This window comes from Pedobacter sp. AC464, from assembly GCF_979253075.1.
Genome location: NZ_CEEDBV010000001.1, coordinates 1217538 through 1239328, shown reverse-complemented (window position 1 = coordinate 1239328; position 21791 = coordinate 1217538). Strand labels below are relative to the sequence as shown.

Annotated in this window: 17 protein-coding genes; 6 read left to right on the top strand and 11 right to left on the bottom strand. The window is 39.9% G+C overall.

Annotated features, from left to right (window positions below):
- Positions 1–197: 197 nt before the first annotated feature.
- Entirely contained in the window at positions 198–1394 is a 1197-nt protein-coding gene (locus AC0IWT_RS05335) for a pyridoxal phosphate-dependent aminotransferase (RefSeq protein WP_471796314.1), read from the bottom strand.
- A 111-nt stretch (positions 1395–1505) separates the two neighbouring features.
- On the opposite strand from AC0IWT_RS05335, the gene AC0IWT_RS05330 reads away from it, so the two are divergent.
- The gene (locus tag AC0IWT_RS05330; RefSeq protein ID WP_471796313.1) at positions 1506–2492 is read left to right on the top strand and encodes a cation diffusion facilitator family transporter; all 987 of its coding nucleotides are present in this window, start codon (positions 1506–1508) and stop codon (positions 2490–2492) included.
- A complete protein-coding gene (locus tag AC0IWT_RS05325) occupies positions 2479–2925 on the top strand; it encodes an NUDIX domain-containing protein (protein ID WP_471796312.1) in 447 nt (148 codons plus the stop codon). The genes AC0IWT_RS05330 and AC0IWT_RS05325 overlap by 14 nt, the downstream gene beginning before the upstream one ends.
- 71 nt (positions 2926–2996) lie before the next feature.
- On the opposite strand, the gene AC0IWT_RS05320 is transcribed toward AC0IWT_RS05325, so the two are convergent.
- From AC0IWT_RS05320 to AC0IWT_RS05295, 6 genes are all read right to left on the bottom strand, one after another.
- Complete coding sequence (locus tag AC0IWT_RS05320; protein ID WP_471796311.1) at positions 2997–3425, bottom strand: SRPBCC family protein; 429 nt, start codon at positions 3423–3425, stop codon at positions 2997–2999.
- Between the two features lie 25 nt (positions 3426–3450).
- Complete coding sequence (locus AC0IWT_RS05315; protein WP_056872424.1) at positions 3451–3867, bottom strand: VOC family protein; 417 nt, start codon at positions 3865–3867, stop codon at positions 3451–3453.
- 81 nt (positions 3868–3948) lie between these two features.
- Positions 3949–4278 (bottom strand): MmcQ/YjbR family DNA-binding protein, encoded by a 330-nt coding sequence (locus tag AC0IWT_RS05310; protein ID WP_471796310.1) that lies wholly within the window; start codon positions 4276–4278, stop codon positions 3949–3951.
- 1 nt (position 4279) lies between these two features.
- A complete protein-coding gene (locus tag AC0IWT_RS05305) occupies positions 4280–5653 on the bottom strand; it encodes an exonuclease domain-containing protein (RefSeq protein WP_471796309.1) in 1374 nt (457 codons plus the stop codon).
- A 130-nt stretch (positions 5654–5783) separates the two neighbouring features.
- Positions 5784–6413, bottom strand: coding sequence for a hypothetical protein (locus AC0IWT_RS05300; RefSeq protein WP_471796308.1), 630 nt, complete (start codon positions 6411–6413; stop codon positions 5784–5786).
- Positions 6414–6420: 7 nt separating this feature from the next.
- Positions 6421–6783 (bottom strand): response regulator, encoded by a 363-nt coding sequence (locus AC0IWT_RS05295; protein WP_056872420.1) that lies wholly within the window; start codon positions 6781–6783, stop codon positions 6421–6423.
- Positions 6784–6918: 135 nt separating this feature from the next.
- On the opposite strand from AC0IWT_RS05295, the gene AC0IWT_RS05290 reads away from it, so the two are divergent.
- From AC0IWT_RS05290 to AC0IWT_RS05280, 3 genes are all read left to right on the top strand, one after another.
- A complete protein-coding gene (locus AC0IWT_RS05290; RefSeq protein ID WP_056872419.1) occupies positions 6919–7605 on the top strand; it encodes a DUF421 domain-containing protein in 687 nt (228 codons plus the stop codon).
- A gap of 62 nt (positions 7606–7667) precedes the next feature.
- Positions 7668–8885, top strand: a complete 1218-nt coding sequence (locus tag AC0IWT_RS05285) for a sterol desaturase family protein (protein WP_471796307.1) — start codon at positions 7668–7670, stop codon at positions 8883–8885.
- Positions 8875–9567: a lysoplasmalogenase gene (locus AC0IWT_RS05280; protein WP_471796306.1), complete on the top strand. Its 693-nt coding sequence runs from the start codon at positions 8875–8877 to the stop codon at positions 9565–9567. Before AC0IWT_RS05285 ends, AC0IWT_RS05280 begins: the two co-directional genes overlap by 11 nt.
- Positions 9568–9901: 334 nt before the next feature.
- On the opposite strand, the gene pbpC is transcribed toward AC0IWT_RS05280, so the two are convergent.
- Entirely contained in the window at positions 9902–12283 is a 2382-nt protein-coding gene (gene pbpC / locus AC0IWT_RS05275; RefSeq protein ID WP_471796305.1) for a penicillin-binding protein 1C, read from the bottom strand.
- A gap of 78 nt (positions 12284–12361) precedes the next feature.
- The gene (locus tag AC0IWT_RS05270; protein ID WP_471796304.1) at positions 12362–17956 is read right to left on the bottom strand and encodes an alpha-2-macroglobulin family protein; all 5595 of its coding nucleotides are present in this window, start codon (positions 17954–17956) and stop codon (positions 12362–12364) included.
- Between the two features lie 210 nt (positions 17957–18166).
- Between AC0IWT_RS05270 and AC0IWT_RS05265 the strand changes: the two genes are divergently transcribed.
- Complete coding sequence (locus AC0IWT_RS05265; RefSeq protein ID WP_471796303.1) at positions 18167–18589, top strand: nuclear transport factor 2 family protein; 423 nt, start codon at positions 18167–18169, stop codon at positions 18587–18589.
- 82 nt (positions 18590–18671) lie between these two features.
- Here AC0IWT_RS05265 and AC0IWT_RS05260 read toward each other — a convergent pair whose 3' ends face one another.
- Together AC0IWT_RS05260 and topA are read right to left on the bottom strand one after the other, a co-directional pair.
- Entirely contained in the window at positions 18672–19076 is a 405-nt protein-coding gene (locus AC0IWT_RS05260) for a hypothetical protein (RefSeq protein ID WP_471796302.1), read from the bottom strand.
- Between the two features lie 98 nt (positions 19077–19174).
- Positions 19175–21736: a type I DNA topoisomerase gene (topA, locus tag AC0IWT_RS05255; RefSeq protein ID WP_471796301.1), complete on the bottom strand. Its 2562-nt coding sequence runs from the start codon at positions 21734–21736 to the stop codon at positions 19175–19177.
- Between the last annotated feature and the right edge of the window lie 55 nt (positions 21737–21791).

The window sequence follows — 21791 nt, the reverse complement described above, 5'->3', positions numbered from 1 at the left end:
AATATCTTAATTTGTTATTTTGATATTAAAGTTGCTATCAATCCTAGAGGTTAAGCGAAAAGCTTCCGAATAATAACCAGAAACTTAAGAGTATTTCATTCGATGGGCAAACTGAGGAATTTTAACAGACATCGTAGCAAAAAAAATCCCTTGCTAATCTAAATCAGCAAGGGATTTTTTGTCTATAATTTAACGTTCTAACTCAATTTACCCAATGCCTCTTTTATTCTTCTTAAAGCTTCGATTAAACTCTCGTCAGATGCGGCATAAGAGAGACGGATGTAATTGTTATTACCAAATGAATCGCCGCCAACAGTAGCCACATGGCCAACATTAAGCAAGTAAAGTGCTAAATCTGAAGAATCTTTAATCACATTTCCATCCGCATCCTTTTTACCGAAAAAGGAACTGATTTCAGGGAAAAAATAAAAGGCTCCATCAGGAAGATTTGTCTTTACGCCCGGAATTTCGTTTAATAAGTTATAAACAAGTTCTCTGCGTCGTAAAAATGCTTCTTTCATTTTTAAAACGCTTTCTAAACCCTGCTCATAAGCAACAATACCCGCACGTTGAGCTATAGAGCAGGTTCCTGATGTGGTTTGGCCCTGAAGCTTATCATTTGCTGCAGCGATTTCTTTATTAGCTGCAATGTAACCCAATCTCCATCCAGTCATGGCAAACGCTTTAGAAAAGCCATTAACAATAATTACGCGGTCTTTTATGCTTTCGAATTGCGCAATTGATTCGTGGTTATCTACAAAATTAATGTGTTCATATATTTCGTCAGACAGGATATAAATGTTTGGATGTTTTTCAAAAACCTTCACTAAAGCAGCCAATTCAGCTTTGCTGTATACCGAACCCGTAGGGTTGCATGGCGACGAAAACATAAAAAGCTTTGATTTAGGCGTAATCGCCGCTTCCAGTTGTTCGGGTGTTATTTTAAAATTGCTATCGATATCGGTATCAATAAAGACTGATTTACCTTCGGCTAGAACAACCATTTCCGAGTACGAAACCCAATATGGAGTAGGGATTATCACTTCATCTTCCGGATCAATTAATGTTAAAATTACATTTGAAAGCGATTGTTTTGCACCCGTAGAAACTACGATCTGTGAAATATCATAATCTAAATTATTCTCCGTTTTAAGTTTATTAACAATTGCCTGGCGCAGGTCCGGATACCCGGGTACTGGTGAATAACGGGTAAAATTATCGTCCAGAGCTTTTTTTGCTGCATTTTTTACGTGGTCTGGCGTATTAAAATCTGGCTCTCCAACACTTAAACTAATAATGTTAATGCCTTTTGAGGCTAATTCGCGACCCAGTTTGGTCATTTTAAGCGTTGCCGATTCGGATAAATTATTGATTCTTTTAGATAAAATGCTCATGGTTAATTGCTTTGAGCGCAAATATATAAACCAAATATTATTCTGCACTAAAAAAGACGCAGTTTTTCTGATTAATTTATTTCATTACCGTATTTTTGAAAAAAAATCCTGGTGACGGTAAAGAAACGAGCAATTTTAATTTCCCTGATTGTGAGCATTGTTTTAATGCTGGCGAAATTTTTGGCATATTTTATTACGGCATCGAACGCTATTTTAACTGATGCTGCCGAAAGTATCGTTAATGTAATTGCGGGCAGTTTTGCTTTTTACAGCATTTACTTAAGTACCCAGCCGAGAGATGAAAATCATCCTTACGGCCATGGTAAAGTGGAATTTTTCTCGGCCTTTGTTGAAGGAATTTTGATCTTGCTTGCCGGGGTCATTATTATCTTCAAATCGTCGTACAACTTGATTTACCCGCATGCGGTTGGCCAGTTGTTAGAGGGTACTTTAATTATTGGTGTAACCGGATTGATTAATATGGTGGTTGGTTTATACCTGATTAACACCGGAAAAAAAGAACATTCTATTACCTTACAGGCAGATGGAAAGCACCTGCTAACCGATACTTATACCAGTGTTGCGATAGTAATTGGTTTGATCTTAATTCAGTTAACGAATATTATTTGGTTTGATAGTTTGCTCTCTATCTTAGTTGGCTTTTACATTGTTTACTCAGGTTACCAATTAACCAGAGGCTCGGTTGGGGGTTTAATGGACGAAAGTGACTTTACATTGGTGGAGGAGGTTGTTGATGTGCTACAAAAAAACAGGCATAATCCCTGGATTGATGTACACAATCTACGCACTCAGCAGTACGGACCCGAGTTTCATATCGATTGCCATGTTACCTTGCCATATTATTTCGATCTTAACGAAGTTCATCGCGAAATTTCGCAGATTGATGAACTTATCAATAAAAACGGCGTTAGAAAAGCGGAACTTTTTATTCATGCAGACCCATGTTTGCCTGCCTGCTGTCATTACTGCCACATGAGCGAATGTCCGGTTAGGGCAGAAGCTTTCAAAAAAGAAATTGTTTGGACACCAGAAATTGTAATCAAAAATAAAAAGCATTTCGAGAATGAGTTACTTTAATGTGCGGGTTTACGGCTTACTGATTAACCATCGCGGTGAAGTGCTGGTAAGCGATGAACAGGAATATGGCTTTCGTTTTAGTAAGTTTCCGGGTGGAGGATTAGAATTTGGCGAAGGCCTGATTGACGGTTTGAAACGAGAATTTATGGAAGAATGTAATGCGGAAATTGATGTTATCTCGCATTTTTACACAACAGATTTCTTCGAAAAATCATCGTTCAATGATAGCCAGGTTATAAGTGTGTATTATCTGGTGAGCGAGAAAGCGCCGTTAGCTTTACCGTTTAAAGATAAAATATTTGATTTTGATGGGGAAGGTGAAATACTTCAGGCTTTTCGATGGGTTAAAATCAGTGATTTATCGATTGATGAGATTACTTTTAAAACAGACAAAACGGTCGCGGCACTTCTTAAGCAACAATTTAATTCCTGATTCTTATAAGAAGTAAAGCGTTTAATAAAATGCCCAGCGCATAAGGCCTGGGCATCTTTTTGTTAAACAAACTATTCTTCCAGGTATCTTCTTAATGCATCATTCAGAAAGTAACTCCATCCGCCTTTAAAACTTTCTTTACTAAAGTCTTTTCCATTTTCGGCAAAACTTTCAAGCCCGGAGTGAGAGATAACGACGCGGGTTTGCCCATCTTTTTCAAATAATTCCCAGCAAACTTCTGAGTTACCCGGGTAGCCATCATAGCGCCATGTGTACGCTAATTTTTTTCCTTCAATCAGTTGCGATATTTCGCATAAATGCAAAAAATGCGGACCTTCATCAGGCCCGCCCATAAAGTCGAACTTGAAGCCTGGTTTTGGTTTAAAATCCTTAAACACAAAAAACCATTTCTTTAATTCATTATTGTCGGTTAAAGCCAGCCAGATTTTATCGGCGGGTACGTCATAAGTTCGCTCAACAGTTAAAACATCATTTTTCATAGCGCAAGTTCTTGTGCAACAATTATTAGCCTAATGGCATTTTACTCATATCCATATACAGGATGCTCCAGCGTTGGCCATCGAGGTCGATAAAACCGCAACCATACATCCAGCCATCTTTGTAGCCAGGTTCTCCGTAAAGCTTGCCGCCGGCCTCTACAACTTTTTTAGCTAAATCATCTACCTCGTCGGCACTTTCTGCATCGATAGAGAATAAAACTTCAGTGCCGGATACAGGATTTGGAACGGCGCCGCCGGCGAAAGATTCATACAATGCTTTTTTAAAAAGCATAATTACCAGCTTACCATCACCAACCAGAAACGAAGCGGAATCATTATTAGCTCCATACTGAGTATTGGGTGTAAAACCAATTTGAGTAAAAAACTCTTTTGATTTGCTTACATCATTTACCGGCAGGTTTATCCAGATTGATTTTGTCATAATGTTTTATTTTTGTTTGAATAAAGATAGGTAACCTTATGTCGAATTAGGGTGCTTCTACAAGAAAACTTACGGGGCTGTTTAGGACAATTTATTTTTATTTTGTGAAATCATTACGTATCCTAACGTTAGTGCATCAATCAGCATTGCCGATTTCAAAGTGTTGAATGCAAAAATTGTCCAACCTTGTTTACCCCAGGCGCCATTTGCACGATAAATTTTTTCTGGCTGAAAATCACAAAAAACCGATTGATCGATTTCTGAAAGTTTTATGCTCAACTTTTCACGTTTGGAATCGAGGGTAGCAAAAATCCCGTTTTTAAATTTGAATGCCTTTTTATCAAAATGCGGATGTTCTGTAACACCCTCAAAATCCAGGCAAACGCTTTCAATCCATGCTGCAGTTATCATCCTACAATTTATATAATTTCTGCGGATGTTGTTCAGCGTGGTTGAGGATTAGATTTAAGATATAGCTGTTTGATTGATAAGTTGATAAATTTTCCTTGACAGATGCAAGCCCGTCTGTCAGGGAATTTTTATCTTTGAAGTAGCCCATGCCATAAAACCTTCCTTTCTCAACAACCAGGCAACTTAACTCTTCATGCTCCCGCCCTTCATCTACCAGGGCAAAGCTTGGCTGCATATTTTGGATGTCATCAAGCGCCGACGTTAGTCGTTTGTTGTAAACGGCTACTGTTTCGATGCCACTGCAGGCACCAAAACACTGGCCATTTTCGTGTGCGGTACATCTTGTCGCTGTTTTTTGTAAATAGCACAATTTGGCGCAAAGCTGGTATTTATCCACAATCTGGTTAAGAAAGTTATAGCCCTCCAGCAGGTTATTGAAGCTTTGCAAGGCCTTGTTATTTTTTTTGTGCTTATCTATTGCCAACCGTAAATAGCCATTCTGATCCTCAAAAACATATAAATCATATTTGTGCTCATATCGTTTCATGGCACGGTTATTCTCGGGCCAAAGCCGTTTAATTTCGTTCGCTTCTAAAATGAGAGCCATCAGTTCGGTTCCACAAACCACATAATCGACGTGGTGTATCGTTCGTAAAAAATCCTGACGTTGCCTGTTTGGCTTATTTCCCGTAAAATGACTCGTAACGCGTTTTTTAAGATCTTTTGCCTTACCAACGTATACTATTTTACCCTTACTGTCTTTAAAATAATAAACCCCCGGCTGGTTCGGTAACCTCATAATGGCGGCTTTGTCCAAATTCGGCGGTAAAACCTGTTCTTTGGAAGTTTTTTTCAGCATTTCCGGAATTGTTCCTTCCAAATCATGCTCCAAAAGTAAATTAAATAAAATGCTTGTTGCATCAGCATCCCCAGCGGCACGGTGGCGATTTTGAAGTGGAATTTGTAGTGCATTGCAGAGTTTGCCAAGGCTGTAAGAAACCTTTCCGGGAAAGATTTTCCTACTCATCCGAACAGTGCAAAGCTTTCTGCATTGCAGATCGTAACCGGCTAGAGCCAGATGATGTTTTAAAAAAGAATAATCGAAGTTAACGTTGTGCGCAACAAACACTTTTCCATGTAAAAGCTGATAAATCTGTAGGGCTACATCTTCAAAAGCGGGTGCATCGGCCAACATTTCCTCATCAATCCCGGTTAAAGCTGTAATGTATCCTGGAATGGCTCTTCCAGGATTTATTAATGTAGTGTAGCTTTCAGTAATTTCGTTACCATCATGTATGTTGATGGCAACTTCAGTTATGCCATTTGCTGAAGCATGGCCTCCTGTGGTTTCTATATCTACAACTGCGTATAACATCAAATTGGTTTTGATACAAATCTATACTAAAATAATTAGTAATTAAAACAAATTTTCGCATTATTTATGGCTGTAAATAAAAAAAGCGACAACGTATTAACGCTGTCGCTTTGGTATTTCGTATTGTTGTTTAGAGTTTACTCAACAACTTGCTCAAATTAGGTTTTATACCTATTGAGATAGGAACTGTATTAAAAGTTCTGTTTTGTATTTTGCCAAAACCGTACATGTAACTTACCTCGGCAAATAAATTTGCACTACCAATATTGTATTCTAAACCGCCACCCGCTTCGAAAATTCCGGTGCTATTTGTTTTGTTATCCATAGTAACTTGTAGCGTTTGCGCATTAACAGCAGCTTGTGGTGTTAAAATAAATCCGCCACCGGCACCTGCAAACCCATAGTAAGCCCATTTTTTTACTATTTTACGATAGCCCAATGCCACGTTTAAAAGGTATGTTGTGGCACGTCCTTTTTGGAGTGTGTAATTGAAACCTGCATCTGGCGTTATTTGATTAAACTGAAAGGCGTGCAAACTAACCTTTGGATACAAAAACAACCCTTTATTACCCAAAGCAAGATTTAAACCAAGGGCGGTAGAGAATTTTGGCTTCAAGTAATCGGATGTTTCACCTACTGGCAAAGCAAAACCTATGCTGCTCATAGAATACAGCTTATCTGGTCTGCCAGTTTGCGCTTTAACGTTCATCGAAAGGGCTAAAAAAAGCACAGCAATCGGCATTAGTAATTTTATTTTCATAATGGAATTAATTTTCAGTTAATCTGTTCACTTTTTGAAGCATGGCAGCCATATTAAACGGCTTTTCCAAATAATCATCAGGATGAAATTCTTGTGACGCAATATAGCTTTCATCGTATCTTGCCGACGCCATGATTACCGGTATCTCTTCGGTTTCTGGATTTGAGCGAAGCTGTTTGAAAACTGCCCTGCCGTCCATTCCGTTTAACATGATATCCAGAATAATTAAATCCGGGTGAAAATCTTTAATCGTTTTAAAAATAAACCTTGGAGAAAGTAATGGATAAACACTATAGTTCTCAGCTTCCAATGCGAGCTGAAAAACTTCTAAAATATCGGGATCATCATCTACAACCAGTACTCGTTTCACGGCAACAAATCTTTTATTATAAATTATTAACTATGCTAATACAAAATCAGACTGATAATGTTTTGCGTGCATCTATTTATGATATCATTTAAACAAATTCGGAATTATCGAGTTTAACGATTAAAGATATGCGCTATGCCTGATTTCGAAAAGATATTATTTGGTGACGAAGAATGGGGTTTTGTTCCCGAAATTATGATTCGTACCTTAGTCATGTACCTCATCATCCTATTTAGCTTACGCTTGCTGGGAAAAAGGGGAGTGAAGCAACTTTCGGTATTTGAGTTGGTGGTTATTATCAGTTTAGGTTCTGCAGCCGGCGACCCAATGTTTTATAAAGAGGTTGGTTTAGGTTCTGCCTTAGTGGTTTTTGCCGTTGTAGTTAGCGCATATAAATTTACCTCTTACCTTGTTGGCAAATACCATAAAATTGAAAAAATTGTTGAAGGTACCGCCACATCATTAATCAAAGATGGCGAATTCTCCATCGAAAATTTTAAGAAGGAAACCCTGGCACAGGATGAATTTTTTGCAGAACTGCGACAAAAAAGTGTTTCACATTTGGGCCAGGTAAAATTGGCAATTATAGAAACGTCGGGCGAACTAAGCGCTTTCTTTTACGAAGATGACGCAGTAAAATACGGGCTGCCGATACTGCCAGATGCCTTTAATGCCCATTCTGAGGAAATCGAAACAGAAGGTTTATATTCATGCTCTTTCTGTGGTAACACAAAAAAATTACAGCCGGCAAGAAAAACCGTTTGCACAAAATGTAGTAAAACGGAGTGGGTAAAATCAATTAACGAAAAACGAATCGCTTAGAAGTGAGCGGGTTTTTAAAAAATTTGCTAAATTTAGTGTGCTAACCAAAGATTATCCTGCCAATGAAAGTGGATTACATTGCACTATCTATACCTGTTTTTTTTATCCTTATTGGCTTGGAACTGGCCTACAATTTTTATTACAAGCTAAATTATTACAGGCTAAATGATAGCATTGCAAATCTAAGTCAGGGGATAGGACAACAGCTCACCGGTATCTTCATGAAAACGGCGTTATTCTTCGGCTACAAATACATCTTCGAACATTGGCGGCTTTTCGAAATGCCAAAAACCATCTGGGTTTGGATCACGCTTTTCATCGCAGTCGATTTTTTTTATTACTGGTTTCACCGGATGAGCCATCAGGTAAACGCACTTTGGGCGGCGCACATTGTTCATCATCAATCAGAAGAATATAATTTAACGGTAGCCCTTAGGCAAAGCTGGTTTCAGGGATGGTTTAGCTGGGTGTTTTATTTACCTCTGGCCTTTGCCGGTTTCGACCCTGTTATGTTTTTAACCCTGAGCGCTTTCAATACACTTTATCAGTTTTGGATCCATACAAGGTCTGTTAAATCGATGGGTTTTCTTGAGTACATATTAAATACACCTGCTCATCACCGTGTGCATCATGGTTCCAATCCAAAATATATCGACAAAAATCATGCGGGTACTTTAATTATCTGGGATAGAATTTTTGGCACTTTTCAACAGGAGGAAGAAGAAGTATACTATGGCATTACCAAACCATTGGCAAGTTGGAATCCGGTTTGGGCTAACGTTCATTATTGGGATGAGTTGGTAAAAACTGCTCGCAAATCATCAACCCTTGCCGATAAGATTAAAGTTTTCACCAAGCCACCCGGCTGGTTCCCAGCAGATTTAGGCGGCTTCCAGAATGCGCCCGAAATCGACGCTAGAACTTATCAAAAGTATAATCCAGAATACCACCCGAAAATGACAGCTTATGTACTAGTCCAGTTCCTTATCGCATTAACGGCTGGCTCGGTTATCTTGTTTTCATACACCAGATTAGCATCCCTGCCATTAATATGCGGCGCCATTTTTACTTTGTGTACACTAACGGCATGTGGGGCGTTACTGGAACAAAAGCAATGGTTAAGGAAATTCGAATATTGGAGGTTGGCGCTCGGCTTTGTACTCGTTTTGGCATTAAAATTTCCAGTCGGATACCAGGTTATATTTGCAGGCATTCAGTTAATATCCGTAATTTGGTTTTCCAATTTGCAAAAGGCAAACCCTTATCTCGATGAAAACTAAGCTATTCTTCTTTATTTTTCCCCTCATATTCGCCATTCAACTTTATGCAGAATCTACGGGCAATATTCCACTTCGTAACTTCTCAAAGCCTTTAATTGCAGTTGTTCTTTTGGTTTGGCTTTATTTAGCTACTAAACTAAAAGGTCGTTTTCATAAGCGCATCTTTACCGGGTTAATTTTTGCGCTCGCCGGCGATGTTTTTTTGATGCTGCAAAGCAGTCGACCGGGCTTTTTTACCTACGGTTTAATCGCCTTTTTACTTTGTCATGTGTATTATATCAGGGCATTTATCCTCGATCATAAATCGAACCCAAATCTCAAAAATTCTTTCTTTTTATGGGCGGTTGGCGCATTAATTATCTTTTGTGTTGGCTTATTTTTTTACTTGCAGCCTTTTCTTGGCGCCATGCAGTTCGCCGTTTTAATCTACGCCATCATCATTACATTTATGGCCATTATGGCTGTTAACAGATATGGGAAGGTGAATATATTTAGCTATAAACTTATTCTTTACGGCGCATTATTTTTTCTTTTATCCGATAGCGCCCTGGCCGTAAACAAGTTCGCACAGCCAATCCCGCAGGCCGGTGTGCTTATAATGGCAAGCTATATGCTTGCCCAATTTTTGATTGTTTACGGCACCGTAGAACGAAAATTAATCATAACAAAAACAGAAATTTAAGCCGCGGTGTAAAAACCTTAAACGCTATCTTTTTTCGAAAAGCAATGTTTTGTGTTAATCGGTTGCGACAGTCCTGCTATCGTTCCAATCTTTTTCAAACCACTAAGATTTTGAAAATCTTACTGGTTTTTAAAAAAGTATTTCCACTATATCAGGTTTATTCATACAGAACATTGCAATGAAGACCCAAAGCCAACCATTTGCCACATTTAACCTCTTGCGAATAACGAAAACCTTCAATTTCTAGTCAGCTCGGTTAAGTATTTGTTTAATAGCTGCAGGAATTTAACGCTTAAAGAGCCCAATTAATTGACTGTTATCGGTGGTTTTTCTATTAATTTCCGGATTTTTTCTCCTTATCCATTACAGTAAAATTCTGCACTAAACGCTCACCGTTTTCATCAACCAGCGTTAGCGTGTGTTTGCCCGGCGCCGGACTAACTGCAAGTTGATGATAATTGGTTGTTGTAGCGATGTACTCATTATCGACATGCCAATAGATTTTAGAATTTTGATTTCTGTGTGCCGCGTTCAGCACAATTTTACCCCTGGTTCCATCTAATTCTAAAGGAATATATACTATCGCACCGTTTTTAGGGTAAATCAATTCCATCGCGGTGTTTCCTCCGCCAAGCGTACAGCCAGATTTGAAAGGTGGCAGGCTTCTGTAATCGCTGTTTTTAATTTTGTAATAATATTCCATTTCCGGAGGTAAAATGAACCAGCTTTTATGTTGCATGCTGTTTACGCTTTCACATTCGTCAGTAACGCGATGGGTACCACCCTTGTCTAAATGTATCATCTTATGAAATGGGCAAATGGCCGTTTTTTCACCTGCAACCGGTACCATTTCCTCCACAACATCGGTACAATTTTCACCGGCTTTATAACCGCTCTGCTTGCAAATTCTTAGCTTTTTAAGTTTCGTTTTCGGTGTTTCAAACCACTTTCCGTTAGGTAATTGTTTAAAAATATCGAATAAAACCGGGGCAGCGGCTTCAATTCCGACCAAACCGGGCCTTCCTTCACCATCGGCGTTGCCAACCCACACACAAACCACATAGTTTGGCGTTAAACCAACTGCCCAGGCATCACGAAAGCCAAAACTTGTGCCCGTTTTCCAGGCTACCCTTTGCGAAGACGAAAATTGTTCCCACAAACCCTCATCGCCGGGCCGCATTACTTCTTCCATCGCATTAAAGGTTGCCCAAATAGCGCCATGATCCAAAAAGGAAGTTCGCTCATAGTTCTTAGTATCAATTTCTTTGCTTACAAAGTAAGTTGCCTGCCTGTAATCATCCGGATTATAAAGGCCTTTATAGGTATTGAAATGATTTAATGTTCTCACCATGCCCATATACGTATTGGCCAAATCCCACATGGTAACTTCACTTCCGCCTAAAATAAGCGACAGGCCGTAGTGGTCTGCTGGCTGGTTCAAAGTGCCGATGCCTACCTTTTTTAACTTGTCATAAAATCGTTCATACTTGTATTGCTGCAACATTTTTACAGCTGGAATATTTAGCGAGCGACTCAAAGCTTTATCTGCAGAAATTGCCCCGTCGTAGCCCAGGTCGTAATTTTGTGGCGAGTAACCTGCAATTTGTGTTGGTATATCAGGAATTAATGTTTTCGGCAAAATAAAGCCATCATTCAACATACTCGCATACAGCAACGGCTTAAGCGTACTGCCGGGGCTTCTCGGGGCTTTAATCATGTCGACATGGCTTTGCAAATCGGCATTTTCAGGCTGATAAATATTGCCAACATAACTAACAACTTGTCCGGTTTTTGCGTTCAAAACCAATGCAGAAATGTTGTTAATGTCATTAGCCCTGTATCTGTTATTGTATCGCTTAAGGATAGCATTAATTTTGAGCTGAAGTTCTTCGTTAATTGTCGATTTAATTCTGGTTGAACTCACCTCAAGACTTGCCCTTTCAATTTTGAAGCGGTTAAGTAAATGCGGCGCATTTTGAGGTAATGGGAGTGGCTTGCCAGGTACAGGTTCTAATTTTGAAAGGTTAGCTGTAGACTGGTCGATATACCCAAGCCTTGCTAATTTGTCCAATAAATCATTCCTTTTTTTAATTAATCTTGCCGAATTTTTACCTGGACGAACCAGAGAGGGACTGTTTGGAAGCACAGCAAGCGTAGCCATCTCGCCCCAGGATAATGTCTTCCCATCGCGACCATAATAACGCCAACTCGCAGCTTCAAGGCCCACAACGTTACTGCCAAAAGGGGCGTTCGCTGCGTATAGGCCAATAATTTCTTCTTTGGAGTACCTAAATTCCAACCTCAAGGCCATAATTACCTCCAGCAGTTTTTGTAAAATTGTTCGGTCTTGCCTGCGGGATAGGCGAATAACCTGCATGGTTAAGGTACTGCCGCCACTAACCACACTTTTAGCTTTAAAATTCTGTTTCATGGCTCTGCTCATAGCCAAAAAATCAATCCCAAAGTGATGATAAAAACGCTTATCCTCGAATGCTATAATGCAATCTTTAAATTTTACCGGAACGGAATCTGCAACAGGAAACCGCCACTGCCCGTCGCTAGCAATCGCTGCACTAAGTAAATTTCCGTTGCTGGCTTCGACTACAAATGAAGTAGGGGACTTAAAAAGCTTTGCAGGCAAAGAAAATAGAAATGCCAGGAGCAAAGCCAGGCAAATCATGTCAGTAAAAAAAAATGATCTAGGAATTTTTTGCATCCGAAGAATTGTTGAATGATTAAACCTGCGAAGTTCGACCCGGTTTTTGGCCTTCGAAACTTCGCAGGTTTATTTTGGCTACTTCACAACCTGAACCCATTTCCCGGCCTGGGTAGCAGAAATATCGTTGTTGTACATTGCTTCACATTGAACCGCCGATAGATAATATTTGCCAACGTAAGATGCATTAAGCAATACCTTATAAACCAGGCTTTCATTCTCCCTTATGTTAAAGTAAGTGAAAACCCTGTCATCTCTAATATCCTGATAAGTAAATGGAGATGATGCCAGGATGCTTTGATTATCGTTTACACGGGTATTTATAATTTCCCAACCCGATGGAAAGATTTGAGTTAAAGCCATTTGCTCATAATAGCCCATTCTACCTGGATTTTTAACCGAAACCTCTGCGTAGAAATCTGTCCCTTGTTTTATTGTGGTCGGATCTAATACAGTTCCGTTTAAACGTTTGTAAGTAACGTTCATATCCAAAACATCTGGTTTGTTAGGCAGAAAATTGTTCTGTCCGGCTACGGGCTGTCCTTCCAGAACCAACCGAACAAAAAGCACATTATTTCCGTTATTGGTAACCGATGCGGTATTGCCTTTAAAGTTAATAGATGTACTGTTCAGATACTGATTGGAGTTAACAGGCGCAGACTTTCCGTCTAAACTATATTGATATTGCAATTTATTTGATGACTGGTTCGCTCCACAGAATTTAGCAATTGCTAAAAGACTGTATGCTGTGGTTTGTGTACTGTACCAGGTGTTTTCGCCGAGTTTGGCCGCTAAAGGTTGGAGCAAACCAGCGGCTTTTGCTTTTTGACCAAGCAACGTAAGCGTTTCTAAAATCATCGCCTCATCACGAACATCGGAGCCATAAGTGCCCCCCAGCTGTTTGTACGGTTGGATGGATGTGTCTAATCCACTAATCATGTTCAGCGCAACGTTACTTTGGCCGGCTAACTTGTAAGCAGCAGCAAGGCGCCATTTTGCAGCAACGGATAAATATTCAAAAGCTTTTAAACGGTTCATTGCCGCCATTTCTGGTTTCTTTGCGAGGGCGAGCATATATAAACGGTAAGCCTGAGATAGATCTCCCCCATAAAAATTATTGCTGTTTGGAGCCCAGTTTGTGGCCTTTGTTTTCTGGTAACGTAACAATTCATCAATCAATCCAACTGGCAAGGTATAACCTGCGTTTTGCGCCTCAACTAAGAAATGGCCCGCATAGTTAGTTCCCCACTCATCAGAATTCGCTTCGCCAGGCCAGTAAGATAAACCTCCATCAGTGGTTTGGAAGCCCTTTAACCTATTAATGCCAGCTTTAATGTTCGCTTCTGTTTTGGCTTTTTGCTGTTCATTTAACGGGCTCAATCTATCTAAATAAAGTTGAGGAAATATCCCGGAAGTGGTTTGCTCAATACATCCATGAGGATATTGAATCAAATAACCTAATCGTTTACCCAAATTAATTGCCGGTATTGACGACACTTCCAATGACCCGGAATTTGTTCCTGTCATCCCGATAGGTTGATAATTTACCGCCCATTTAGTATGAGGTTGAACAGTCGCCGAAACCACATTGGTTATGTAAGGGTTCGGATTTCTGATGTCCATTTCAACATCGTAAACGGTTTTCTCTGCGCCACTTTGGGCAATCACTTTTACTTTGGCAATGCCAACGGTATTTGGCGCTTTAACTTCAAAGTAGGCCATTTGCTCGCCCGTTTTTTGATAATACAGCTGCTGTTTGTTTGTTCCTTGTACAATTAAATTACTAGCCTGCAGTTGAACATAAACATTTTTTAAATTATTTTCGGTAGCGAAAACAGTAACTGGCAGGGTAAAACTTTCACCCGGACCAATAACCCGTGGCAATGTTGCTAACACCATTAAAGGCTTTTTTACCTGAACTGATTTTTCTGCAAAACCGTAAGCAGCATCCTGGCCTGCAACAACCATGGCCCTAACGGCGCCAATATATTGTGGTAGCTTAAATTTATGCGTTTTGCTTTCGCCCTTTCCAATTGTGTATGGACCCATAAATTTAACAACGGCTTGAAATCGATTTGCCTTTGCGGGATTCAAATTTTTATTGATGCTGCCGTCGCCACCAATGCTTAAAATGCGTTCGAGATTTCCGCCCCAGGCGCCTAGAACGTAATCAAATAAATCCCAGGTTTTTACGCCTAAACCTTCACGTGCATAGAAAGCGCTATGTGGGTCTGGGGTTTTGAAGCGTGTCAAATCCAGTAGGCCCTCATCAACCAATGCAATGGTGTAAGTCATGGCTTTACCGTTTTGCTCGCCAACGGTGATGGTATTTTCCGTTTCTGGTTTGATTTTGTCCAACATCTTAATTGTTGGTTTTAAAATTGTCTGAGGATCTTCAACGGAGAGCGGGATTGCCCCGTACATCCTTATTGGCAAATCGTTAACGGTTTGCGCATGTGGCTGTAGCAGCGTAATATTTGCGAAAACATTTGGGGCCATTTCTTTTTCGGCCTTAAACTTATATTGCGTTTGTCCGGCTTTGGTATCAATCCAAAACGTTTTTAAAACCCGACTTCCATTCTCAACAGAAATTAAAGCCCTGCCATTTTTAGCAGTTGGAATGGTCAAAGTGATGTCTTCACCAACGGTAAATTTCTCTTTATTAGCGGTAAAAGATAGCATAGATGCCTCGGTCGGATTAGCAGCCTGTTCTCGCTGGGCCCAACCTGGCCAATCTACATAAACAGATTTTCCGGTAACATGGCCGCCATTTTCATCGCGAACAAGTATCAGATATCGACCCCATTCCGGTTCGTCTATACGTAAATTCCAGTTCCCTTTGCCATTAACTAGTTTTACCTGGTGGGTTTCTACTAACTTGTTGTACTGGTTTTGCGTAAAGTTTGCATAGGTATACTCACTGTCTTGTTCCCACCACCAACGCCATTGTGTTTTGTACAATTCCACTTGTACAGTCTTAGTTCCAGCAAGCAATTTACCGTCTGTGTTAACATTTACAATTTCAATTTTATGGTCTTTCCCGGTAACTAACATACCGCTCAGTTTATCGCCTTTTTCAGGTCGGATACCCAGATAGCTTTTATAAACGTGATAAGGAATACTGAAATTATCTATGCTGAAATTTCCACCCGGCTCGAAAACTTTCGTGGTGAAGTTGGCTCTCAAAACGCCCGGAGCAGTATTGTTCTCGTTCAAGTTTGTATTAATTTGTGCCATTCCAGCAGCATTTAACGCGCCTTCAAAAATGGTTTTAACCTGCGACTCAAAGTTCACAGTCGGGTTATCGAAACTAAATCCCTCGAAACCTTTAAACTTTGTTTCGGTAGTGTTTAAGTTAACATCAACTTTTGCTTTTAAGTTCTGCGCCGGCGAGCCAAACAGCCACTTGGCGGTTAGTGTGGCAGCAGATGTACCCGTACTTAAATAAGTTCTGTTGCCTACGTTGAAATCGATTTTTAAACGGTTTGGCATTACCGTTTCAATTTTTAGGGTTTTAGTAAATGTTGCGCCACCTGCTTTTACTTTTGCAAGCCAGTTTCCGGTTGGTGCAGTGCTTTCAGTTACCGTTTTGAAAGTGTAAAATCCATTTAATGGTTTGCCATTAATCAGTCGCTTGTACAACTGCCCTTTAGGGTTGTAAAACTCCATGGTTACCGGGTAGTTTGCCGGTAATTTTTTCAGCTTATCTTCTAATACAAACGATACAAATAAACTATCGCCTGGGCGCCAAACGCCGCGTTCGCCATAAATAAACCCCTTTAATCCGCTTTGAACCACGTCTCCTCCAACATCGAAACGACTTAAAGGAAGTGAACTGCCATCATCGAGTTTTAAATAGCCACGTTCGGACCCATTCTTTGCAATTAGCAGAAATGGCTGACGCTTTAAATCGAATCTGGCAAATCCATCACCATCGGTTTTTGTAGTGAAAATAATTTGCTTCTGAAAATCCATTAACTCCAGGTTCACACCACTTAAAGGCTCTGCGGTGCGTAAATCTGTAGCGATGATAAGCATGCTGTTGTCGTTACCGCGTTTTGCAACCAGGCCAATATTTGATGCTATCAGGTTTCTGCTTGCCCACTTTTCATTTGTGTAGAACGATGGCGTGCAGGGGTTTCCTTTATCATTCCATTGGTAATTTTTTGGATAATAATTATTGTACCGTTGCCAGAAATCATCGTCTTCGTCAATCTTTTCGCCATAATTATCGTATTCGCCATACTCATCTTCGCCTTCGCCATCGCTAACCTGCGCTTCTTCAGTAGCTTTACAGTTATACGCGTTATATTCCTGCCTGAAAGCGATGGTAACCCGATACATGGCGCCCGGTTCTGTGCGAATCATTTTATCTAAATCGAGTGTGAATCGATTTTTTTTGTGGAGGTTTAGTGACTTATCTTCATCTAAACGAACCGTTTTCTGGAGGATAGGTTTCGCAACCCTGCGTAGCTCATTGCCATCTTTATAGCTATTGGTTTGAAAAAACTGCGGAATATTATTTTCATAAATTTTAATAACGGTAACATCTACAGCTTTTAAATTTATAGCCTCGAAAGGTAAAACAAGCTTGCCGGAATTTGGCAAAATTGTTCCGCCACCTGCTATGGTTACTGATGGAATTTTATCTTCAAAAACGAGGCTTGCCGTTTTTCCGCCTGTTAGCGCTTTACCATTAATATTTTCTACTCCATTATTTACACTCAAGGTGTAACTGCCTTTTAAATCTTCAGCAGCATAAACCTTAACCTGACTGGCATCTATCGTATAGCGGAGGTTACTTAAATTTCCGAGCGTAATCATTCCTGTTAAATCCTGCGCAACGTTTATTGGTTCAGAAAACTGTACCAGAGCATAATCTTCTTGACCCTGAATGGCTTTCATATCCAAAATTTCGAACTTATTAAGGGCCGGAATTCGGATTTCTTCTTCACCTTTCTGCTCGGCATCAATAGCGTCCCCGTCCCAATTAATTTTTAAAGTTTGATCTTCACTTTTCTTTTTAATGCTATCGATAGTAAACCTGGAGCTGTTTTTAGCAGGATCATGCTGCCATTTAATTTTCAGTTTCTGGTCAAAATCAAGCTCAATTATTTTTTCGATTCTGGCTGTTTCTTCAATGTCGGCGGTTGCTACTTCTCCAATCAGTTTCATGTAATCCAACGAGGTATTGTTTTGAGAAATCAGGCCGTTTTGCGAAACCATTACACCCGGCGTAATTACTTTAAATTCGAAATCGAAATCTTCCAAACCTTTCTCCGTTGCCGAAACCTCGGCCAGCTTAAAGGTTGCCTCGTATTCCTTTCCGGGTTTCATGTTTTCATCCGGGCGAAATTCTACTGTTTGCGGGTCAATCCAATAGGTTTTTCCAGAAATTGATGGAGAGAAATCAAATAAATCCCTTGAATCTGCTTTGCCTAAGTCCTGCATTCCACTAGCTGCATTGGCTAAATGTATGCGGATAAAACTCTTTTTTGAGATGGTTCCAGAGGTGTAAGCCTCTATATATTTTGCATAGGCCTGGTTGTCTTCATTCGTTTTTTTCTTTCGATTGAAGTAAATAAATACGATTGCTGCTATTGAAAGCACCAGCAGGCCTATAAAAATAAATTTCTTTTTGGATGATGAGTGATAGGTAGAAGGTTGTTCCATTTTGAAATCATAATTAGATGTGTTTGAAAATTAACTAAAATTTCAGTTAAAACTAATTATGTTGAAAATTATAGAGATGTGAAGATTTAGTTCTTTCCCATTTCAGGAAATAAGCAATTTTAATTTTTTTTTAATATTGGGTGTAAAATTTCTATTTGCGCATTTGAATGGATTTGGATAAGTTTACAGCATCATCCATTCTAACTAGATATGATTAAGAAACTACTGCTTTTTTCGACCCTGATTTTGCTTACCAACTTTGCTTTTGCGCAGAAAGCTGAAGTGGAGGCTGCCGTAAATAAGCTTGCCAAACTGATGGTAACTCCCGATAGTGTGGCTCTGGATAGGCTTATTTTAGAAAATTTGAGTTATGGCCATTCAAGCGGGAAGATTCAAACCAAGCAACAATTTATGCATTCGTTGTTGTCTGGCGAGTCAGATTTTGTTGACGTTAATTTAACAGAACAAAGCGTGATTGTACAACACAAAACGGCATTGGTTCGTCATACATTAACGGCTAAAACCAACGATAAAAATGTTCCGGGCAACGTAAAATTATACATTCTGCTAATCTGGAGTAGGGAAAAGGGGGGATGGAAATTACTCGGCAGACAGGCAGTTAAGGTGCCTTAATCGAATTAAAAACTTCGTGTATCAGGTGCTAAATCTAAATAAATCAGCACGTTAATGCATTTGGATAATTGCTTGCAAACTTTCACTTAATCATAACGCCAGGCCTGTTTACCAATGGGATTTTAATTAGATTGGAATCAACTATGCTTTCTGGCAGGAAAATAAATTTCCTATCGTAAATTGTAGAACCGATATAATAACTTAACCAATACTCGTTTGTTAGGCCAAAAACTTCCGGGTCAATCGCCTCAACACCTTTAAAGTCATTTGCCTCCATATCTCCGATGAAATGCCTTAAAACAGATGTTTTAACCTGCTTCCCGTCTTTCTCTCCGTAACCTTTTGAACTGATAAGCACATTTGAAATCGGCTCGTTTTTTAAGTTCACCAGATAAACGGTCCAGTTTTTTACCTCTGGAGTTTCGCTCATCAGCACAACAGCCATCGCGATATCTTCTACTGAATTTTCTGGTAAATCTGCTTTCAATTTTTAATGATTGAATGGGTAATTGCTTATTGAGGGATTACAAAAAATCACTGATTGCTAAAATTGATTGAAAAATCATTGAAATCCTTCGCTCTTTTTTATTTTTTCTTTGCCACAGCCTTTTTAGCCGGAGCCTTCTTTTTCGCTGGTGCTTTCTTCTTAGTTTCAAAAGCGTTAGGAACCTGTTCTACAATCATCTTCTTAATTACATCAAGATCAACCTCTGCCAATTCTTCAACTGTATATTTTTGTTTTGTAGCCGCGTTATTTCTAAGCTTAAGCATCAATTTTCCAAAACGGATAAAAGGTCCCCAACGGCCGTTTTCGATAGAAATTTTCTCTGCATCCCAGGTTTTTATGTACCTGTTAGCCTCTTTTTCTACTTTTTTGCCTATCAAGGTTTCAATATCGGCCTGCGTTAAATTATCGAAATCATAACCCTTGGCTGGAATATTTATGAACAAGTCGTTCCATTTAATAAAGGGGCCAAAACGGCCTTTGCCCTTAGTAACACCTAAACCTTCATAATAGGCGATAGGCGCATCAGCGTCCATTTTCTCCTGTATAATCTGAACTGCCCTTTCATAGGTAACAGAAAGTGGCTCTTCGTTTTTAGGCAGGGAAATAAAAGCTTCACCCCATTTTACGTAGGGCCCGAAACGGCCAACACCAATCATTACTTCTTTGCCTTCAAAATCTGGCAATTGCATCGGAAGTTTAAATAACTCTAAGGCCTCATCTAACGTAATGGTCGCCACAGACTGGCTGCGCATCAAGCTGGCGTAACGTGGTTTTTCTTCTTCATCAAGTTCGCCAATTTGCACCAGTGGTCCAAATTTCCCGACCTTGGTATACACATTTTTGCCTGTTGCGGGGTCTAAACCGAGTAAGCGTTCGCCGGTTGCACGCTCGGCTGTTTCCAAGGTAGTTTCTACTTCTGAATGGAAAGGACTATAAAAAGAGTGCAACATTTTCGTCCATTCCTGTAAGCCCTGGGCAATCTCATCAAATTCCTTTTCGACTTTTGCAGTGAAGTTGAAATCCACAATTCCTTTGAAATGTTCAACGAGAAAATCGTTTACAACTTCACCAATATCCGTAGGAAAGAGTTTTTGCTTTTCAGCGCCCGTTATTTCAGTTCTGGAATCTTTAGAAACCTTTCCATCAGCCAGAATTATAGCTGTAAACTTACGCTGTTTACCATCCCTGTCTTCTTTTACAACATAACCACGATTTTGAACCGTCGAAATTGTCGGTGCATACGTAGATGGACGGCCAATGCCAAGTTCCTCTAATTTCTTAACTAAACTTGCTTCTGTATATCTTGCCGGCGGACGTGAATAACGTTCTGTTGCCTGCATTTCCTTTAAAAATAATTCCTGACCTTTCGCTAAAGGAGGCAGAATCGAACCACCTTCTTTTTCTTCACCTTCTTCTTCATCTGTTGATTCTAAATAAACCTTTAGGAAACCGTCGAATTTTAGCACTTCACCTTCTGCAACCAAATGTTCTTTACGGGTTGATGCGGTTATCTGAGCGGTTGTTTTTTCAAATAAAGCTTCGCTCATTTGCGAGGCGATTGCTCTTTTCCAGATTAAATCATATAGACGCTTTTCCGAAATATCACCGTCAACAGTATGTCTGTCGAAATATGTAGGGCGGATGGCCTCGTGAGCCTCCTGTGCACCAGCAGACTTAGTTCTGTACACCCGCTGTTGATGATATTTATCGCCGTAGGCTGATTTGATTTCAGCAGCAGCTGCGTTTAAAGCAGTCTCCGATAGGTTTACGGAATCTGTTCTCATGTACGTAATTTTACCAGCCTCGTACAAGCGTTGGGCAACCTGCATGGTTCGCGCCACCGGGAACCCTAACTTTCTAGAAGCTTCCTGTTGTAGCGTTGACGTGGTAAAAGGTGCGGCCGGATTCCGTTTGGCTGGTTTTGTTTCTAAACTGCTAATGTTAAATTGCGCTGTAGCACAATCTTGTAAGAATTTTTCCGCATCAGCTTCGCTTTCAAAGCGTTGGGGTAATTCTGCTTTTACAATTTCTTTCCCTTTACCGGTTAAGAATTGTGCAGTTATTTTAAAGGCTGCAGCTGCGTTAAAGTTTTGAACTTCTCTTTCTCTATCAACAATTAACCTTACTGCTACCGATTGCACACGGCCTGCAGAAAGAGATGGTTTAACTTTTTTCCATAAAACAGGCGAAAGTTCGAAACCTACTAATCTGTCTAAAACACGACGGGCTTGCTGAGCATTAACTAAGTTGTAGTCAATTGCCCTCGGACTATCAATCGCTTTTAAAATTGCTGGTTTGGTAATCTCATGAAAAACAATACGTTTGGTTTTTTCCACTTTCAAACCCAAGGTTTCGAACAAGTGCCATGAAATGGCTTCACCTTCGCGGTCTTCATCGGATGCAAGCCATACCATTTCGGCATCCTTAGCAAGTTTTTTTAATTCAGCTACAAGTGCTTTCTTGTCTGCCGGAACCTCGTATTTCTGTGCAAAATCGTTTGCAATATCAATCGCCATATCGCCCTTAGCTAAATCCCGAATATGGCCATAGCTAGATTTAACGAGGAAATCTTTGCCTAGATAGCCTTCTATGGTTTTAGCTTTTGCGGGTGACTCGACGATTAATAAGTTTTTGGCCATGAAATACGATTTTGTGCAAATAAAGCTATAATTAAAGGATAAATCCAAACTTGAG